The sequence below is a fragment of the Streptomyces sp. NPDC050546 genome (genome assembly GCF_044457425.1).
Taxonomy (GTDB): domain Bacteria; phylum Actinomycetota; class Actinomycetes; order Streptomycetales; family Streptomycetaceae; genus Streptomyces.
The window spans coordinates 588,569-605,875 of the sequence record NZ_JBITGX010000001.1; the positions used below are offsets into that span (position 1 = coordinate 588,569).

Genomic DNA, 17,307 nt, shown 5'->3' on the forward strand with positions numbered 1-17,307 from the left:
GGGGGCGTGGCTCACCCGAGCCGCGCCCCCTCGGCCTGTCCTAGGGCACCGACTCCCGAGCGCCGTCGGGGAACCGGATCTCCACGGACCCGTCGGCGGCGACCCGTGCCAGGGCCCCGGTGACCGGTACGCGCGGATCGGTGCCGAGCACGACCAGAGTCACCAGGAGCCGCGTCCCACCGGGGTGGGACGGCAGCGTCAACTGCGGCGTCGCCGAGTGGTGCCCGTAAGCGTTGCGGCCCTCGGCCGCGACGACCGTCCCCGCGTCGTCGCTCCAGCCGTGCAGTGCGGCCAGCGCGCTGGTCAGGCCGTCCGCACGCCGGGCCAGTGCCCAGCCGGAGCCGGTCCGGGCGGCCGGCGGCGCGGTGTCGTCGGCGACCGCCCAGCCGCCCTCGCGCACGGGCGTGCCGGCGGGCGCGTCGACCCGGTGCACCCGGACCTCCCACGGGCCGTGCACCACGCTGACCGTCTCGATGCGGTGTCCTTCGCCGCTGCCGGGGAGGAGGGCCCGGTGCCAGGAGGCGGCACGAGCGCCCGCGGCGCCGAGGGGGTGGACACGGCCGCGCGGGGTCGGTGTGCCGTCGGGGGCGAGCAGGGCGATGTGGTTGTCGGGGCCCGTGTGCGGGGCCGGAGGGGTCTCGGGGGCCGTGGCACTGGAGTAGGCGAACCGGGCGTAGTGGGGGCTGTCCTGCGCCTCGGCGGGTGGGGGCGGCAGTCGGTCGCTGCCGTGGTTGACGAGCCGTACGATCCCGTCGGCCGCGGTGGAGTGCAGCAGCCAGCCCGGGGCGGGTAACGCGCGGCGCACATCGGCCGATTCGACCGGGCCGGGTTCCTCGGTCGCGGTCCACACGGGGTGGTCGGCGGGCAGGAGCAGGCCGAGGAAGGCCTTGCTCGCCCAGTACGGGGAGGCTGGGCCCGAGTATCGCTGGGTGACGGGGAGGAAGGGCCCGTACCAGCCGAGCGTGAGCAGCCCCTGCTCGTCGGGCACGCCCCGCTCGGCGAAGTGCTTCAGCGCCCCGGAGGCGAGGCGGCGGGTGCGGCCGGGCGGCAGCTCAGTGGCGTCGGCGAGAACGCCCGCCCACAGGGGCGCGGTCGTGGCGAATCGGTAGGTGAGCGAGCGGCCCTGGTGGACCGGTGCACCGTCCGCGCCGAAGAAGTGCTGGTGGTCGTGGAGGAACGACCGCAGGCGTGCCCGGTGGGCCGCCACCAGCGCCGGGTCGGCGCGCGGTCCGGCGATACGGGCCCAGAGCACCGGATACAGGTGCAGGGCCCAGGCGTTGTAGTAGTCGAACTTGCGGCCGTCGCCGTCGGTGTACCAGCCGTCGCCCCGGTACCAGTCCTCCAGGCGTGCCAGCCCGTCGTCGATCTCGCGGCGGCTGTGCGGGGCGCCGACGGAGGCGAGGAACTCCTCGGTGATGACCTGGAACAGCCGCCAGTTGGAGTCGTTGACGACCGCTCCGACGAAGCCGCCCAGCCAGTCGGCGATCCGCTGCCGTACGCGGTCGTCGAGCCGGTCCCAGATCCACGGGCGGGTCTCGTGCAGGGCGATCGCCAGTGACGCGGCCTCGACCATGGGCTGGCCCCGGTCGGTGATGGGCGGCCAGCGGTCGGGGCTGTGCGGGTCGGTGCCGGAGGCGAGCCCGGCCGCGTACCGGTCGATGAGTGCCGGCTGCTGCCCTCCCGAGCCGGCGATACGGAACGCCGCCAGCAGGAAGGAGCGGGCGAAGCCCTCGAGACCGTCGGACCAGGGCCCGGAGTGGCTGGGCGGCCCGGGGAGCCGGTACTGGGCCAGGCCCGGGGAGGCGTAGGGCAGCAGTGCGTCCAGGAGGCGGTCGGCGATCGCCTCCCAGTGGGCGCGGGTCCAGCCGGTGAGGGGCGAGCTCAGCGGGTCGGGGGGCGGCAGGTGGGGAAGATGGGGGAAGTGCGTCGGGTCGGGGAGCGACACATGCGGCGCGCTCATGCGGGTGCGGTTCCTCCGTTGGTCACAGGGCGCGCCCGGGCGGGGGCGCGCCGACGCTGTCGCGGACGACGATGTGGGTGCCGAGCAGATGGTGGGCCCCGGCGGCGTGCTCGGGGTCGCGCAGCGCGATACGCACGGCGGCGCGGCCGAGCTCCTCGGCGGGGGTGCGGACGGTGGTGAGCGGCGGGTTGAAGTCCTCAGCGAGCGGGATGTCGTTGTAGCCGACGACGGAGATGTCACCGGGCACGCTCAGCCCGCTGTCGGCGATCGCCCGCAGGGCACCGGCGGCGACCATGTCGTCCCCGGCGAAGACGGCGGTGAACTCCCTTGTCCGCTTGAGGAGTTCGGTCATGGCGCGGTGGCCGGCGGCTCGGCCGAGTCCGCAGTCGACGACGTGTGCGGCCTCGGGCGGCAGCCCGTGCTCGGCGAGGGCGGCCCGGTAGCCGGCGACACGGGCGTCGAGGGCGGTGTTGCCGGGCAGTCCGCCGAGGAAGACGATCCGGCGGTGTCCGGCCGAGAGCAGATGCGCGGTGGCGGCGCGGGCCCCGGCCTCGTTGTCGAACTCGACGACGAGCGCCGGGATCTCGGGGTCGGGCGCGGGCCGGCCGCAGAGCACGAGCCGGGCCCCGGAGGAGTCCAGGGCGTGGGCGTAGTGGGCGACGCGTTCGCGGTAGGCGTCGTCCTCGACGACCCCGCCGACCAGGATCACCAGCCGGGCGCCCTCCTCCCGCATGAGCTGCACGAACTCCATCTCGCGCTGGGCGTCCCCGCCGGTGGCGCCGACCACGCAGAGCCAGCCGCGGTCGGCGGCCTCCGCCTCCACGCCCTCGGCGACCTGGGCGTAGAAGGGGCTGGTGACCTGGCGGACCACGACGGCGGCCATCTTGCGGCCGCCGCCGACCAGGGCGCGGGCGTGCGCGTTGGCCACGTAGTCGAGGTCGCGGGCCGCGCGCAGGACCCGGGCCCGGGTCGCGGCGGGCACCGGGTGGTTGCCGCTGAGCGCCCGGGAGGCGGTGGCCGTCGAGACGCCCGCCCGCTCGGCGACCTCGCGGATCGTGACCCGCCCCCTGGACACCATGTCGTTCCCCATCCCCCGCGTCTCCTCTTCCGCCCACCGCTGTTCAGGTGTTGGCCGCGTAGTCCTTCGCGTATTCCTCGGCCATTCTGTCGCCGCCCCGGCTCCGCCACTTCTTCACCGTCGCGTCCCACTCGGACAGTGGCAGCCGCCCGGCGATGATCCCGGTGGCGGTGTCGTCGAGGAGGGTCTGGAGGGTGGCGCCCTGGGCATTGTGCGTCGCGGACTGAAGCCCGAACGAGGCGTTGCGGACGGCGTGCGGCACGACTTTCCGCTGCCAGTCGTGCAGGGCGCGTACGGCGTCGGGCATGCCGGGCACGAACAGCACCTGGGGGCCTTCGGCGAGGTACTTCAGCGGCAGGTTGGTGTTGTTCTCCACCTCGCCGAGCTTGGTGTACTCGGGCGAGCCGTCCTTGGCGCGGGTGAAGTGGACGCCCTCGACGCCGTAGTGGGTGAGCTCCCACTCCACGCTACCGAAGGGCGCGGCGAGGTAGTCGAGGATGCGGAGGAGGAGTTCGACGCGCTCCTTCTTCGCCTTCCTCAGGATCGTGTAGCCGAAGGAGCGGCGGGCTGCGACGATTCCGCCGGGTTCGCCACCGACGCTGTACGGGAGGGCGGCTGCCGGGGTCATCTTGCCCTGGGACTCACGGTACTTGGGCAGATAGGCGCCGAAGCCGTCCTGCATGGAACCGACGGTGCCGTTGTAGTAGAGGGTCGTCAGGTCGATCTGTGAGATGGACGTGGCGGCGGGGTGGTAGGAGCCGTTCTCGCGCAGCTGTGCCCGGAAGGCGATCGACGCCTTGTAGCGTTCGTCGGCCGCCGCCGGGAGGAAGGTCCCGTTCTCGGTGACGGCCCAGCTCTGGGGCGCGTTGTGGGCTGCGGAGTGGTAGCCGTTGCCGAACCCTGACTGGGCGGCGGCGCCCAGCATGTACGTCTTCCCGCGGGTGCCCCGTCGCGCAACGGCGGTGAAGTCCTCGGCCGTCCAGCCCTCCTTCATGCCCGCGTCGGCGAACAGGTCCTGGTTGACCCACAGGGTCGAGCCGGGCAGCGGGCGCTCCAGCGGGATGCCGTAGATCTGTCCGCCGATGCGGCCCATGTCGCGCCAGGCGTGGGTGGGGATGTTGGCGAGGTTCGGGTAGTCGGCGATCGCGTCGCCGGACAGGTACGGCGTGAGGTCCTGGGCGCGGCGCTGCACGAACTGTGCCTCGCGGGGCAGGGTGAAGCCGGAGAACATGTTGATGATGTCGGGCAGGGCGTCGGCGTCGCCGGCCATGACCGTGGCCATCTTCTTCTGGTAGTCGGCCTGGGAGATGATCGTGTACTCGATCTTCACGCCGAGGGCCTTCTCGACGGCCGCCCAGAAGCGGTTCTGCGAGGCGGGCTTGGGCGGTGTGCCGAACGAGACGGTCATGACGCGGACGGTGGAGCCGTCGCCCGGGGTGCGGGAGACCGACTTGACCAGGTCGGAGGGGTAGGAGGTGTATCCGGCCTGGACGCCCTCCTCGGTGGCGGCGAGGTCGGGCTTCGGGCCGGTGGCGGGACGGTGGGCGGGCCAGGGGGCGAGCTTCTTCCCGGCGTTGGAGACGTCGCCGCCGTCGGACCCGGAGGAGCAGGCGGTCAGCAGACCGGGGACGGAGACGGCAGCGCCGCCGGCGGCCATGGAGCGCAGGAGCGTGCGTCGGGACATGCGGGGCATGGGTGAATCACCTCGTGTCGGCTTGTGTCAGCTCTTGCTTGGGTCAGCTCTTGATGGCGCCGGTGAGCACGCCCTTGGTGAAGTACTTCTGCAGGAACGGGTAGACCAGCAGGATCGGCACGGTGGCGATCACGAGCACCGCCATCTGCACGGTCTGCGGAGCGGTGACGGTCGCCTCGCCGGTCGTCGCGTCGGTGAGCCCGGCCCCGGCCACCACATAGGTGCGCAGCACCTGCTGGAGCGGCCAGTGGTCGCTCTCCAGGTACAGGGAGGCGTAGAACCAGGAGTTCCAGTAGGCGACGGCGTAGAACAGGCCGACGACGGCGAGAGCTGCCTTGGACAGCGGCAGCACCACCGACACCAGCACCCGCCAGTCCCCCGCCCCGTCCAGCCGGGCCGCCTCGTACAGCTCCTCGGGGATCGACTGGAAGAAGCCGCGCAGCACGACCAGGTTGAACACGTTGACCAGGACGGGCAGCACGAGCGAGGCGTAGGAGTCGAGCAGGCCCAGTTCCTTGACGAGCAGGAAGCTCGGGATCATGCCGGGCGGGAAGAGGAACGTGAACAGCACCAGCAGCAGGACGGGCTTGCCGCCGAAGACACCCGGGCGGGACAGCGCGTAGGCCAGGGTCACCGTGCAGGCGAGGCTGAGTAGCGTGCCCACGACCGTCACCCCGGCACTCACACCGAGGGCGTGGGTGACGATGCCGCCGTCGAAGACGTCGCGGTAGGCGTCGAGCGTGGGCTCGCTGGGCCACAGCACCCAGCCGCCGTTGTCGACGACCTCCTGGGTGGAGGCCAGAGACGTCGACACGATCACCAGGAAGGGCACGCACACCAGCAGCACGACCGTGGCCAGGGCGAGCGCCTTCGCGGTCTGGGTGAGCGGCCGGGGCTTCTCCATCCAGCCGGGCCGGGCGGACGCGCTCACCGGTAGACCCCCTGTTCGCCGAGGCGGTGGGCGGCCTTGTTGGCCGCGTAGACGAGCAGGGCGCCGACGAGCCCCTTGAACAGGCCCGCGGCCGCCGCGAAGCCGTAGTCGCCGCCGACGATGCCCTGGTAGTAGACGAAGGTGTCGATGACCTCGGCGGTCTCCGGTCCGACCGCGTCGCGTTGCAGCAGCATCTGCTCGAAGCCGACGGAGAGGATGTCGCCGAGCCGCATGATGAGCAGCAGCACGACGACCGGGCGGATGGCGGGCAGGGTGACGTGCCAGAAGCGCCGCCAGGGTCCTGCGCCGTCGATGGCGGCCGCCTCGTACTGCTGCTCGTCGACCTGGGCGAGCGCGGCGAGGAAGATGATCGTGCCCCAGCCGGCGTCCTTCCAGATGACCTGGGCGACGACGAGCGGCTGGAAGGCGTCCGGGTTGCCGATGATGTCGACGGTGTGCAGACCGGCGCCGCTCAGGCCGCTGTTGAGCAGGCCGGTGTCCCCGAGCACCTGCTGGAACAGGGCGACGACGATCACCCATGAGATGAAGTGCGGCAGATACGCCACCGACTGCACGAACCGGCGCACCGAGCTCCAGGTGAGGGTGTGCAGCAGCAGGGCCAGACCGAGCGGCACCGGGAAGTAGAAGACCAGCTGGAGGACGGCGATCCAGAGGGTGTTGAGGACCGAGTCCCAGAACGCCGCGTCCTCGAACATGCGCTGGAAGTTGCCCGGACCCACCCACGGACTGCCCAGGAGGCCGTCGAACGGCACGTACTCCTTGAACGCGATGACGTTGCCCGCGAGTGCGCCGTAGTGGAACAGCAGGAAGTAGGCGACACCGGGCAGCATCAGCAGGAACAGCGTCCGGCTCTGAAAACGTTTAAGTTTGCGCTGAACCCCGCCGGAACCGCGACGGGGTGGACTCACCCCCTTCGCACCTGCTCGTTCCCGTAAAGCAGTTGCCACGGCTCCCCCTCGCCTCGGTGTGTCCGATGAAGGGAAATTAAAACGCTTTCACGACGCGGTCAACACTTCTGACACAGCCGGGAGTTCACCCCGGGCATCAGGTGGAGAGCAGTGCCCGGCCGAACCAGTCGGAGGACGAGCGCACGCCGGGCAGGGCGAAGAAGTAGCCGCCGCCGGTCGGGGAGATGTAGTCGACGAGGGGTTCGTCGATCAGCCGGGTCTGCGTCGCCTCGAACTGGCGCCGCACATCCTGCTGGTAGCAGCAGAAGACCAGCCCCATGTCGAGATCGCCGACGGTGTCGACGCCGCGGTCGTAGTTGTAACCCCGGCGCAGGATGCGGGAGTCGCCGGTCGCCCTGGTGCGCGGGTTGGCGAGGCGGATGTGCGCGTCGAGCGGGATGGCCGTGCCGTGCGGGTCCTTGGCGTAGTTCGGGCTGTCGGTCTCCTCGGCACCGTCCAGCGGCGCTCCGGTGTCCTTGCGCCGGCCGAACATCAGCTCCTGCTCGGTCAGCGACACCCGGTCCCAGAACTCCACGAGCATCCGGATGATCCGGATCACCTGGTAACTGCCCCCGGTGGCCCAGCCGGGTTCGCCCTGCCCGTCCCCGACCCATACGAGGCGGTCCATCTCGCGGGCGGACGCGACGTCCGGGTTGGCTATGCCGTCCTTGAAGCCCAGCAGGTTGCGCTGGGTGCCGCTGGGGCGGGGCGTGTTCTGGAAGCCGTCGACGCGCCAGCGGATCCGCATCGCGCCCCGGGTGTGCTTGGCGATGTCGCGCAGCGCGTGCAGCACGGTGTCCTGGCGGGCCGCACAGATCTGCAGGGACAGGTCGCCGTGGCACTCGGCGGGGTTCAGATTGTCGTTGGGGAAGGTCCGCATGGGGGTGAGCCGGCGCGGTCTGGCCGCGGCGAGTCCGTACCGCTCGTCGAAGAGGGAGGCGCCGACACCGACGGTGACGGTGAGCGCGTCGGCCGGGACGACCGGGCCGAGGATGCCGTTGTCCGAGGGCGGGGCGCCGACGCCCAGGTCGGCCGGGGTCCCGCCGGACGTGAGGAAACGGACCCGTCGCGTCACCGTCCTGAACAGATCGGCCAGTTCGGCGCGGGTGTCGGCGATGACGTCGAAGGAGACGAAGGCGGCGGCCCGCTGCGCGGGGGTGAGGATCCCGGCCTGGTGCATTCCGTGGAAGGCCACCGGGTCGGCGTCCGTCCCCTCGGCCGCCCGGGCGGTGCCGCCGCCGCTCTCGGCGAACGCGACTCCTCCCCCGGCGAGGACCGCGCCCGCGGCTCCTGCGCCCAGGGCCGTCTTCACGAAGGAACGGCGGCCGGTGTGGGCGGGGCAGCCCGGCGGGGGCGTGTCGGCGGACGGCATGGGGGCGTTCCCTTCGGCGGCTTTCGCGGGGCGGTGAGAGGGGCCGGTGCTCATGCGGACTTCCTGATCTCGAGCAGGTCCGGCACCGGTGAGAGGTCTTCCAGGAGCTGTCCCGTGGCCCCGTCGATCCGGGCTCCGGCGGTCGGGGCGAGCCGCTCGACGGGAGTCCAGCCGGAGCCGTGGTGCTCGGAGTCGAGCAGCTTCCGCAGCCGGGCGATGTCCGCGTCGACGGTGGAGAGCACGTGCGGGGCCCGGGTGGCGAGCAACGGCCGGAGCACGGTGAGCAGTTCGCGCGTCCCGGCGAGGTTGGCGTCAGCGGTGGCCAGACCGGTGCCGCTGCCCTGGTCGGCGTCTCCGGTCAGTTCGAACTGGAGGGTGTTCTCCAGGATCTCGTGGGCGCGCAGGGGCAGGTCGGAGGGGTCGAAGTCCTGGTGCGGGAAGGCCTTCAGCAACCCGGCGGCGTCATCGGCGAGTTGTCGTGCCGGGCCCTTGAGTTCACCGGCCGCCTGGTGGTGCCACAGCCCGTACTCGATCCGGTGGAAGCCCGTGAAGCCCTTGTCGTGCACCCCGTCCGGCAGACCGTCGGGCCTGCCGTCGATCTTCTGGTCGAAGTCCTCGAAGGTGCCGTAGGCCGCGCCGAGGGAGGCGTAGGTGCGGTGCGCGGTCAGCCAGTCGGTGCGGGCCCTGTCCAGGCGGCCGGCCCGGATGTCGTCACGGAGTCCGCGCGTCTGGGTGACGAGGGCGGCCAGGCCCCGGTTCACGTACGCCTTGTAGGCCCGAAGCGGTGCGACGAGGTCGTGCGCGGAGACGGGCACGACGGCCGCGGCAGTTCCGGTGCCGCTCACCCGGACCGCCGTGGAGGTGACGGCCTTGCCGTCGATGGGCACACAGCGCCAGGCGTACGTACCGCCCGCCACCGTCGCGACCAGGTCCCGGGTGGTGCCGGGGGCCAGACCCTCGATCTCGCCGTAGACCGCTCCGGTGGCCGGGTCGACGAGGTACACCTCGGACGTCTGGTTCCCGGTGTTGTGCATCCGGAAGGTCTGCCGCCCCGGCTGCGGCGCGGTGAACCCTTGCCCGCAGTCGGCCTCCGAGACGGAGACGGTCTCCCCGCCGGAGGGCTTGGGGCGCGCCACGGCGACGACCAGGCCGGCCAGCAACGCGGGGACGGCGACCACCGCGACGGGGAGAAGCCAGACGGGGCGGGTGGGAGTGGGCGCCGGTGCGGGTGCGGGCGCGTCCGGTGCCGGGGAGGCGGGTGGGGCTACGGCCCGGGTTCCCCGCACGAAGAGCGGCAGCACCACGCCGAGATACCCGACGTACCCCACCACCTGGAGCCAGGTCATCGTCGGTGTCAGATTGAGCACGCCCTGGAGCAGGGTGCTGTACCAGGACCCGGCGTCGACGCCGCCGCTCAGGTCGACGGCGTACGCCGTGCCTCCGGGCAGCACCCCGCCCTCCTGGAGGTCGCGCAGCCCGTAGCCGAGCACGCCGGCGGCGATCACGACGAGGACGGCGCCGGTCACGGTGAAGAAGCGGGTGAGGTTGATGGACAGCACCCGGCGGTAGAGCCCCCAGCAGAGCAGCGCCGCCAGCACGAGCCCGACGCCCGCGCCGGTCAGGGGCCCTGCCGACTCGTCCGCCGCACGGGCCGTGGTCCAGAGGAACAGCGCGGTCTCCAGGCCCTCGCGCCCCACCGCCAGGAAGGAGGTGAGGACCAGGACGCCGGCACCCATGGTCAGTGCGCCGGTGACCTTCTCCTTGATCTCACCCGCCAGGCCGCGTGCCGAGCGGCGCATCCAGAACACCATCGCGGTGACGAAGGCGACGGCCACGATGCTCAGCGCGCCGCCGAACGCCTCCTGGGCGGTGGTGGAGAGGGAGGCGGCGGTGAAGGTGAGGACCGCTCCGAAGCTCATCGAGAGCGCGATCGCGGCCAGCACCCCGGTCCACACCTGCGGCAGCCGGGTCCTGGCGCCCGCCCGCACGAGGGTGGCGACCAGCACGGAGACGACGAGGCCGGCTTCCAGCCCTTCTCTCAGCCCGATCAGAAAGCTCGGAAACGCGTCGTCCCACATGTGCTGCGACCCTCCCGGCCCTCTGCCCGGCCCGCCACGCAAGCGAGTTAGCCAAGGCATGCCTTATCTACGCCGACCATCATGACCGCGACTCTCTGGGTGTTCGGTCATCAATGCCTCATGACCCGGCAAAGGCGGAACGGCAGTTGAACGCAGGGCGGTGATGGCCCGCCCCGCCCGACCTCTTGACGCGTCAATGACAACAATGGCTTGATGTCATGGGAGCGCTCCCACCTCGCTCAGGGAAGGGACCACCATGCGCAGAACCCCCCGCTCGTCCCCACGCTTACGGATCGTCACGGTGCTCGGCCTCCTGGCCACCCTGCTCCTCCCCCTCGGCCTGACCGCCGCACCCGGCGCGACGGCCGCCCCCGCAGCGGATCCCGTCCGCGTCATGCCGCTCGGCGACTCGATCACCGGCTCGCCCGGCTGCTGGCGGGCACTGTTGTGGAACCGGCTCGTGAACAGCGGATACACGGACATCGACTTCGTCGGCACCCTCCCCACACAGGGGTGCGGACAGGCGCACGACGGCGACAACGAGGGGCACGGCGGTGAGTTGGTGACGAACGTCGCCGACCAGAACCTGCTGCCGGGGAGGCTCGCCGCCACCCGCCCGGACATCGTTGTCATGCACTTCGGCACGAACGACGTGTGGAGCGGTATCGCCCCCGACCGCATCCTCGCCGCCTACACCAAGCTCGTGACGCAGATGCGGGCCTCCGATCCGGACATGCGGATCCTCGTCGCGCAGCTCATCCCGATGAACCCGAGCAGCTGCGCGTCCTGTGCGCAACGCGTGGTCGACTTCAACGCGCGGATCCCCGGCTGGGCCCGGACGACCGGCACCGACCGCTCCCCCGTCACCGTGGTCGACCAGTGGACGGGGTTCAGCACGGCCGGCGACACCTACGACGGCGTGCACCCCAACGCCTCCGGCGACGACAAGATCGCCGCCCGCTGGTACCCGGCCCTGGCGGCCGTCCTCGACGCCGGCGTCCCGCAGGACCCGGGCGACCCCGGTGATCCCGGTGAGGAACCCGGGGCCTGCACCGCGCGCTTCAGGGCCGTCTCCTCCTGGCAGGGCGGCTACCAGGGCGAGGTGACGGTGACGAACACTTCCGCCTCCGCCACCTCGGGCTGGACCGCGACCGTCGTACCGGCGGGCGGCGCGCGTCTCACCCAGGTCTGGAACGGCACCCACACGACGGCCGCCGACGGCACGGCCACCGTCACGAACGCGGCGTGGAACGGCGCGCTGGCACCCGGCGCGAGCGCCACGTTCGGCTTCGTCGCCACCGCCCCGGCAACGGCCGGGACCCCGGCGGCGACCGTCACGTGCACGGCGAAGACCCCGGCCGCCTGACACCCGGCGCGGACCAGGGCCCGACTCCCCCTCCACTCCCCCTACTGGAGCCGCCATGAGACCCCGCACAGCCTCCGTCCCCCGAGTGGCCGGCGTGGCCGCCGCCCTCCTGGGACTCCTGCTCTCCTTCCTCTCCCTCAGCACCCCGGCACAGGCCGCCCCCACCGGCTTCCGCGTCGAGAACGGCCGCCTCCTGGAAGCCTCCGGGAACGATTTCGTGATGCGCGGCGTCAACCACGCCCACACCTGGTATCCGGACCGGATCAGCTCCCTCTCCCACATCAAGGCGAAGGGAGCCAACACCGTCCGCGTCGTCCTGTCCAGCGGTGACCGCTGGACCCGCAACGACACCGCCGACGTGGCGAACGTGGTCTCCCAGTGCAAGCAGAACCGGCTGATCTGCGTGCTGGAGGTCCACGACACCACCGGCTACGGCGAGCAGAGTGGAGCCGTCACGCTCGCCCGCGCCGCCGAGTACTGGGTCAGCGTGCAGAGCGCGCTGACCGGTCAGGAGGACTACGTCATCGTCAACATCGGCAACGAGCCGTACGGCAACACCAACTACGCGAGCTGGACCGCCGACACCAAGGCGGCCATCCAGAAGCTGCGCACCGCCGGATTCGACCACACGATCATGGTGGACGCGCCCAACTGGGGCCAGGACTGGGCGTTCACCATGCGGGACAACGCCGCCTCGGTGTTCGCCGCCGACCCGGACGCCAACACCGTCTTCTCGATCCACATGTACGGCGTCTTCGACACCGCCGCCGAGATCACCGACTATCTGAACCGCTTCGTCACCGCGAAACTGCCCGTCGTCGTGGGCGAGTTCGGCCACGACCACTCGGACGGCAACCCCGACGAGGACACCATCCTGGCCGTCGCCCAGCAGCTCCGCCTCGGCTACCTCGGCTGGTCCTGGAGCGGCAACGGCGGCGGGGTCGAGTACCTGGACATGGTCACGAACTTCGACCCGAACCAGCTCACGTCCTGGGGGCAGCGGCTCTTCAACGGCGCGAACGGGATCGCCGCCACCGCCAGGGAGGCCGCGATCTACTCCTCCGGCGGAGGTGACACCACTCCCCCGACGGCTCCCGGCACCCCGACCGCCTCCGGGGTGACCTCCTCGTCCGTCACCCTGTCCTGGGCCGCCGCCACCGACGCGACGGGCGTCACCGGCTACGACGTCGTCCGGGTCAACGGCACCACCGAGACGGTCGCCACCACCACGGCGGCCACCCGCGCCACGCTCACCGGCCTGTCCCCCGCCACGTCCCACACCTTCGCCGTCTACGCCCGTGACGCGGCCGGAAACAGATCGCCCCGCTCGGCGACGGTGACGGTCACGACTCCCGGCGGCACACCGTCGGCCTGCGGCGTCGGCTACCGCGTGACGAGCAGCTGGCCCGGCGGCTTCCAGGGCGAGATCGTCCTGCGCAACACCGGCACGTCGGCGATCAACGGCTGGACGCTGCGCTGGACCTTCCCCGACAGCCAGCGCATCACCAACCTCTGGGGCGGCACGGCGACGCAGAGCGGCTCCGAGGTCGGCGTCGCGGCCGCCTCGTACACCGCGACGATCCCCGCGGCGGGCTCGGTCACCCTCGGCTTCACGGCCACCCGGTCGACCGCGAACCCCAGTCCCACGGCGTTCACGCTGAACGGCGCCGCCTGCTCGGTGAGCTGACGCGCCTCGTGCGACGGTGCCGGCGCGTTTCCCGGCGTCCGGTGCGGCGGCACCGTCGCCGCGGCTGTGATCCATACGACATCGCGCGGGAAGGCGGTTTACGCGGCCCCGCAGCGGTGAGGCGGCGGGGATGTCTCACCGGCACCCCACTGCCGTATCTCCGGCAAGACGCGCCCGCGCTCGTTCCGGTTCCCCCGACGGTGCGCGGGAGGCGCGATGAGCGAGGACACCCTGCGCATGCGCGCCGTCGCGCCCGCCGGCGGCGGGCGGGGGCCGAAGGACGCGTCCGAGGCCGCCGCCCCCGCACAGCGGTCCGGGCAGGGGTCCGGGCAGCGGGACGCCTTCTTCGACAACGCCAAGTATCTGGCGATCGTGCTGGTGGCCATGGGGCACTCCTGGGAGCCGTTGCGGGACGGCAGCCGGGCCGCGAGCGCGCTGTACATGGTGGTCTACGCCTTCCACATGCCGGCGTTCATCATCATCTCCGGCTACTTCTCGCGCTCCTTCGACGCCGGCCCGGGGCGGATCAGGCGTCTGGTCACCGGACTCGCCGTTCCGTATGTCGTCTTCGAGACGGCGTACACCCTGTTCACCCGGTGGACCGACCAGGAGCCCGACCGGCCGGTCAGCCTGCTGGATCCGCTCTACCTCACCTGGTTCCTGGCGGCGTTGTTCATCTGGCGGCTGACCACGCCGGTGTGGCGGCATGTGCGGTGGCCGCTGCCGGTCGCCCTGGTCATCGCGATGCTGGCGACGCTCTCGCCGTCCGTCGGCAACGACCTCGACCTGCAACGCACCCTGCAGTTCCTGCCGTACTTCGTCCTTGGCCTGTGCCTGAAGCCGGAGCACTTCCGGCTGGTGCGCCGGCGCAAGGTGCGCATCCTCGCGGTGCCGGTCTTCGCCGCTGCCCTCGTCGTGGCCTACTGGGCGGTGCCACGGATGACCGGCGCCTGGTTCTACCACCGCGACAGCGCGGAGGAGCTCGCGGCGCCCTCCTGGTCCGGGCCCGTCATGACGCTGGTGATCTTCGGCTGCTCGCTGGTCCTGGTGGCCTGCTTCCTCGCCTGGGTGCCCGGGCGCCGGGCATGGTTCACGGTGCTGGGCGCGGGCACGCTGTACGGCTATCTGCTGCACGGCTTCGTCGCCCAGGGGTCCAAGTTCTGGGGCTGGTACGACCCGGCGTGGGTCCACCGGCCCCTGGGCGAGCTCCTCGTCACGGCCGTCGCGGCCGTCGTCGTGACCGCACTGTGCACCCCGCCGGTACGGCGGCTGTTCCGCTGGGTGATGGAGCCCGAGATGACATGGGCGTTCCGCCGGGACGCGGGCGGCGAGGCCCGGGAACGCAATGTCGTACGCGATCGGACTGCCGTACGCCGGTGACGGGCGGCCCACCCCGGCGCGGGACTGCCGCGCCGGGGTTCGGCTACGGGCTCAGTAGCGCGTAGGGAACAGTTGGAGCTTGGCCTTGTTGCCGGAGACCGACTTCACCCAGATCTTCAGGTTGTTGAACTTGACGGTGCCGCCCGGGCTGGTGCTGCCGGTGAGGCTTCCGCCGGCGGCCGACATCTTCACGGCTCGGGAGCTGATACTCGTGATCTTCAGCTTCCCGAACCCGAACTTGCGGCTGTCGACCTTGATGGTCTTGGGCACCGACACGGTGGTCTTGCACCGCCCGTCGTAGCAGGGCCCGTTGGCGGCAGACGCCACCGGCGTCATCAGGCCGAACCCGAGTGTGCCCGCGATGGTCAGCGTCACGGCAGTCGTCGCGGCCCGCCGGCGCGTACGGGCGGTGGGTACCGGGGTGGCGTCCGCCGGTCGGCCCATTCGGTCACGGTTCACGTCATCGTCCTTCGGTCGGTCGGAAACGGTACGGCGGGGACCCCCGCTGCACCGATTCCAGCGCCCGCCTGATTGTTCAGGAACCTGCTCCCTCACCCTGAACAACCCACGGCGCGCACCCCTCACTTCCGCGAACCCCCTAGTCGTGCTGCGTGAGCCGGATCAGCAGGGCGCCGGGGGTGCACGGTACCGACACCGTCAGTGCGTCACCGTCCCAGGTGGCTCGGCCCGCGTCCGGGGAGGACGGGTGCAGGACGTCCGCCCGGACGGTCCGGCCTGTCAGGTGCCGGACGGGGAGGCGGAATTCGGCCGGGCCGCCACGGCGCCAGACCGAGATGTAGGCCGTGTGGTCGCCGGGGGCCCGGAGGCCCAGGGCGAGCCACTCGTCCGACCAGCCGGGCAGGCCGAGCGGCCAGAAGGGCAGGGCCCGGGCGAGGTCGCCGCGGATCGACTTGTAGACCGTGACCGCGTCCCGTACGAGGGCCAGTTGGTGTTCCGACATGCGGTTCAGATGGCCCGAGAGGTGGATGCGGCCGAGCAGGGCCCCGCCCAGGGTCCAGGAGATCAGGTCGTCGTCGAACGCGGGCTGCGGGTAGGCCCAGACGGCGCCCTGCTCGGGCGGGACCGCGGTCGGCGCGGCTGCGGCGATGGGCGCGTAGCGCAGCGGGTCCTGCTGGTCGCTGGTGGACTGGAGCTGGGAGACGGCCAGGGTGGCCCCGTCCATGCGCATGCCGCCCGAGGCGCAGTTCTCGACGACGAGGCCGGGGTGGCGGTCCAGGACGGCGGAGAGCCAGTCGAGGTACGCGTGGGCGTGGCCCAGGAGGCCCGCTCCGGGTGCGAGGTCGCCGGGGGCCTGGGTGCCCGGGTCGACCACGATGTTGTAGTCCAGCTTGAGATAGCCCACGCCCCAGTCGCCGACGATCCGGTCGACCGTCTTGTCGAGGTGGGCGCGAGCGGCCGGATGCCTCAGGTCAAGTTGGTGGCGGCCCTGTTCGGTCAGGCGCAGGCCGTCGCGCTGGAAGAACGCCTCGGGCGGCAGCTCGGCCGCGACCGGGCTGCGCACCCCGACGACCTCCGGCTCCAGCCACAGCCCGGGCACCATGCCGCGCTCCCGGATCCGGTCCAGGACCGCCTGGATACCGCCGTCGGGGAAGCGGCGCGGCGAGGGCTGCCACGCGCCGACGCTGTCCCACCAGCCGCGGGTGTCGTCGTCGTACCAGCCCGAGTCGATGCAGAAGTACTCCGCGCCGGCGTCCGCGGCGGCGTCGATCAGCGGCAGCAGTTTGGCCGTGGTCGGGTCGCCCATGAGGGTGTTCATGTAGTCGTTGAAGACGACGGGGAGGGCGGTGTGGTCCGGGTGGGGGCGGCGGATCGCCCGGCGGTAGGAGGTCAGGGCGCCCATCGCGGCGTCGAGGTCGGAGCCGAGTGCGAGGGCCCCGGGCACGGTGGTGAACTCCTCACCGAGGGCGAGCCGCACCCGCCACTGGTGTTGCGCGTCCGTGGGGCCGTTCAGCGCCAGGTACGTGCCGTGTGCGCGCTGGCCGACGTCCCAGCGCCAGCCGGCCGGGGACTCCACCTGCCACACCCAGGCCCGGCCGCCGTCCCGCTCGGTCAGCGCTCCCATGGCCAGATGGCCGTCGGTGGGCCAGCTGCCGCGCCCGGTGAGGGCGAGGGCGGCCCGGCTGTCGTGCTCGTGGACGTCCATGTTGATGTCGGCCACGGCGGCGCGCAGCGGCTCGGCGTACCAACGGCACTCGGCGAGCCAGTCGTTGCGGGCCCGGTGGACGTCGAGGACGTCCGGGGCGGGCAGGCCGCCGACCAGCAGGCTGCTGACGGACTGGACGACCAGGGGCTCCCGGCCCTCGTTGCGCAGCCGGACGCGGGAGCGCAGGACGGGCAGGCCGGTGGGTGACGTCAGCTCGGCGAACGCCGTCAGGCCGGTGCCCGGATCGTGGAGTTCGACGGTCAGCCAGTCCCAGCCGTCGCGTCTGCCCGTGCGGTGGGCCCGGTAGGCGAGCCGTGCGCCGAAGGCCGTGCCCGTGAAACGCGGCCCGGACCAGCCGCTGCCATGGCCTAGGGCGGTGAGCTCCACGAGCGGGAGCGCTGAGTCGGGGGCGGCGGGGGTCCCGTCGTCGGGCGCTGCCAGCCCGACCAGTCGGAGAGTCCCGTCGGCGGCGACGGCGAACCGTGCCCGGAGGGCCTCATGTCCCCAAGTGAACTCGTCCTGCCGCTGGTTGGAGGCCATGTGCGCCGCTTCCGCCGTGCCGGTCAAGGTGCTCCCCCTCCTGACCCCGCCCCGCTCTCCGGGAGCGGCGGTCCGCGTGAATCCCTCGTT

General features: G+C 72.0%; 12 protein-coding genes. 3 read left to right on the forward strand and 9 right to left on the reverse strand.

Annotation, left to right across the window (positions count from 1 at the left end):
• Window positions 1–40: 40 nt before the first annotated feature.
• The 7 genes from ACIBK5_RS02650 to efeU form a co-directional block, all read right to left on the reverse strand.
• Window positions 41–1,960, reverse strand: a complete 1,920-nt coding sequence (locus ACIBK5_RS02650; protein WP_399015377.1) for a DUF2264 domain-containing protein — start codon at window positions 1,958–1,960, stop codon at window positions 41–43.
• Window positions 1,961–1,982: 22 nt separating this feature from the next.
• Window positions 1,983–3,050 (reverse strand): LacI family DNA-binding transcriptional regulator, encoded by a 1,068-nt coding sequence (locus ACIBK5_RS02655; RefSeq protein WP_399015379.1) that lies wholly within the window; start codon window positions 3,048–3,050, stop codon window positions 1,983–1,985.
• A gap of 31 nt (window positions 3,051–3,081) precedes the next feature.
• Window positions 3,082–4,731, reverse strand: coding sequence for an extracellular solute-binding protein (locus ACIBK5_RS02660; protein ID WP_399015381.1), 1,650 nt, complete (start codon window positions 4,729–4,731; stop codon window positions 3,082–3,084).
• 43 nt (window positions 4,732–4,774) lie between these two features.
• On the reverse strand, window positions 4,775–5,662 hold the full coding sequence (locus ACIBK5_RS02665) for a carbohydrate ABC transporter permease (protein ID WP_399015383.1): 888 nt from the start codon (window positions 5,660–5,662) through the stop codon (window positions 4,775–4,777).
• The gene (locus tag ACIBK5_RS02670) at window positions 5,659–6,513 is read right to left on the reverse strand and encodes an ABC transporter permease (RefSeq protein WP_399016214.1); all 855 of its coding nucleotides are present in this window, start codon (window positions 6,511–6,513) and stop codon (window positions 5,659–5,661) included. Before ACIBK5_RS02670 ends, ACIBK5_RS02665 begins: the two co-directional genes overlap by 4 nt.
• A gap of 214 nt (window positions 6,514–6,727) precedes the next feature.
• On the reverse strand, window positions 6,728–8,002 hold the full coding sequence (gene efeB / locus ACIBK5_RS02675; RefSeq protein WP_399015385.1) for an iron uptake transporter deferrochelatase/peroxidase subunit: 1,275 nt from the start codon (window positions 8,000–8,002) through the stop codon (window positions 6,728–6,730).
• A gap of 50 nt (window positions 8,003–8,052) precedes the next feature.
• On the reverse strand, window positions 8,053–10,080 hold the full coding sequence (gene efeU / locus ACIBK5_RS02680) for an iron uptake transporter permease EfeU (RefSeq protein WP_399015387.1): 2,028 nt from the start codon (window positions 10,078–10,080) through the stop codon (window positions 8,053–8,055).
• A gap of 256 nt (window positions 10,081–10,336) precedes the next feature.
• On the opposite strand from efeU, the gene ACIBK5_RS02685 reads away from it, so the two are divergent.
• The 3 genes from ACIBK5_RS02685 (at window position 10,337) to ACIBK5_RS02695 (ending at window position 14,513) form a co-directional block, all read left to right on the forward strand.
• Window positions 10,337–11,446, forward strand: coding sequence for a GDSL-type esterase/lipase family protein (locus ACIBK5_RS02685; RefSeq protein WP_399015388.1), 1,110 nt, complete (start codon window positions 10,337–10,339; stop codon window positions 11,444–11,446).
• A 55-nt stretch (window positions 11,447–11,501) separates the two neighbouring features.
• Window positions 11,502–13,133, forward strand: coding sequence for a cellulase family glycosylhydrolase (locus ACIBK5_RS02690; protein WP_399015390.1), 1,632 nt, complete (start codon window positions 11,502–11,504; stop codon window positions 13,131–13,133).
• Between the two features lie 216 nt (window positions 13,134–13,349).
• Window positions 13,350–14,513 (forward strand): acyltransferase family protein, encoded by a 1,164-nt coding sequence (locus ACIBK5_RS02695; RefSeq protein ID WP_399015392.1) that lies wholly within the window; start codon window positions 13,350–13,352, stop codon window positions 14,511–14,513.
• A 51-nt stretch (window positions 14,514–14,564) separates the two neighbouring features.
• Here ACIBK5_RS02695 and ACIBK5_RS02700 read toward each other — a convergent pair whose 3' ends face one another.
• Both ACIBK5_RS02700 and ACIBK5_RS02705 read right to left on the reverse strand, forming a co-directional pair.
• Window positions 14,565–14,972 (reverse strand): hypothetical protein, encoded by a 408-nt coding sequence (locus tag ACIBK5_RS02700; RefSeq protein WP_399015393.1) that lies wholly within the window; start codon window positions 14,970–14,972, stop codon window positions 14,565–14,567.
• A 139-nt stretch (window positions 14,973–15,111) separates the two neighbouring features.
• On the reverse strand, window positions 15,112–17,217 hold the full coding sequence (locus ACIBK5_RS02705) for an alpha-galactosidase (RefSeq protein ID WP_399016217.1): 2,106 nt from the start codon (window positions 17,215–17,217) through the stop codon (window positions 15,112–15,114).
• Window positions 17,218–17,307: the final 90 nt, after the last annotated feature.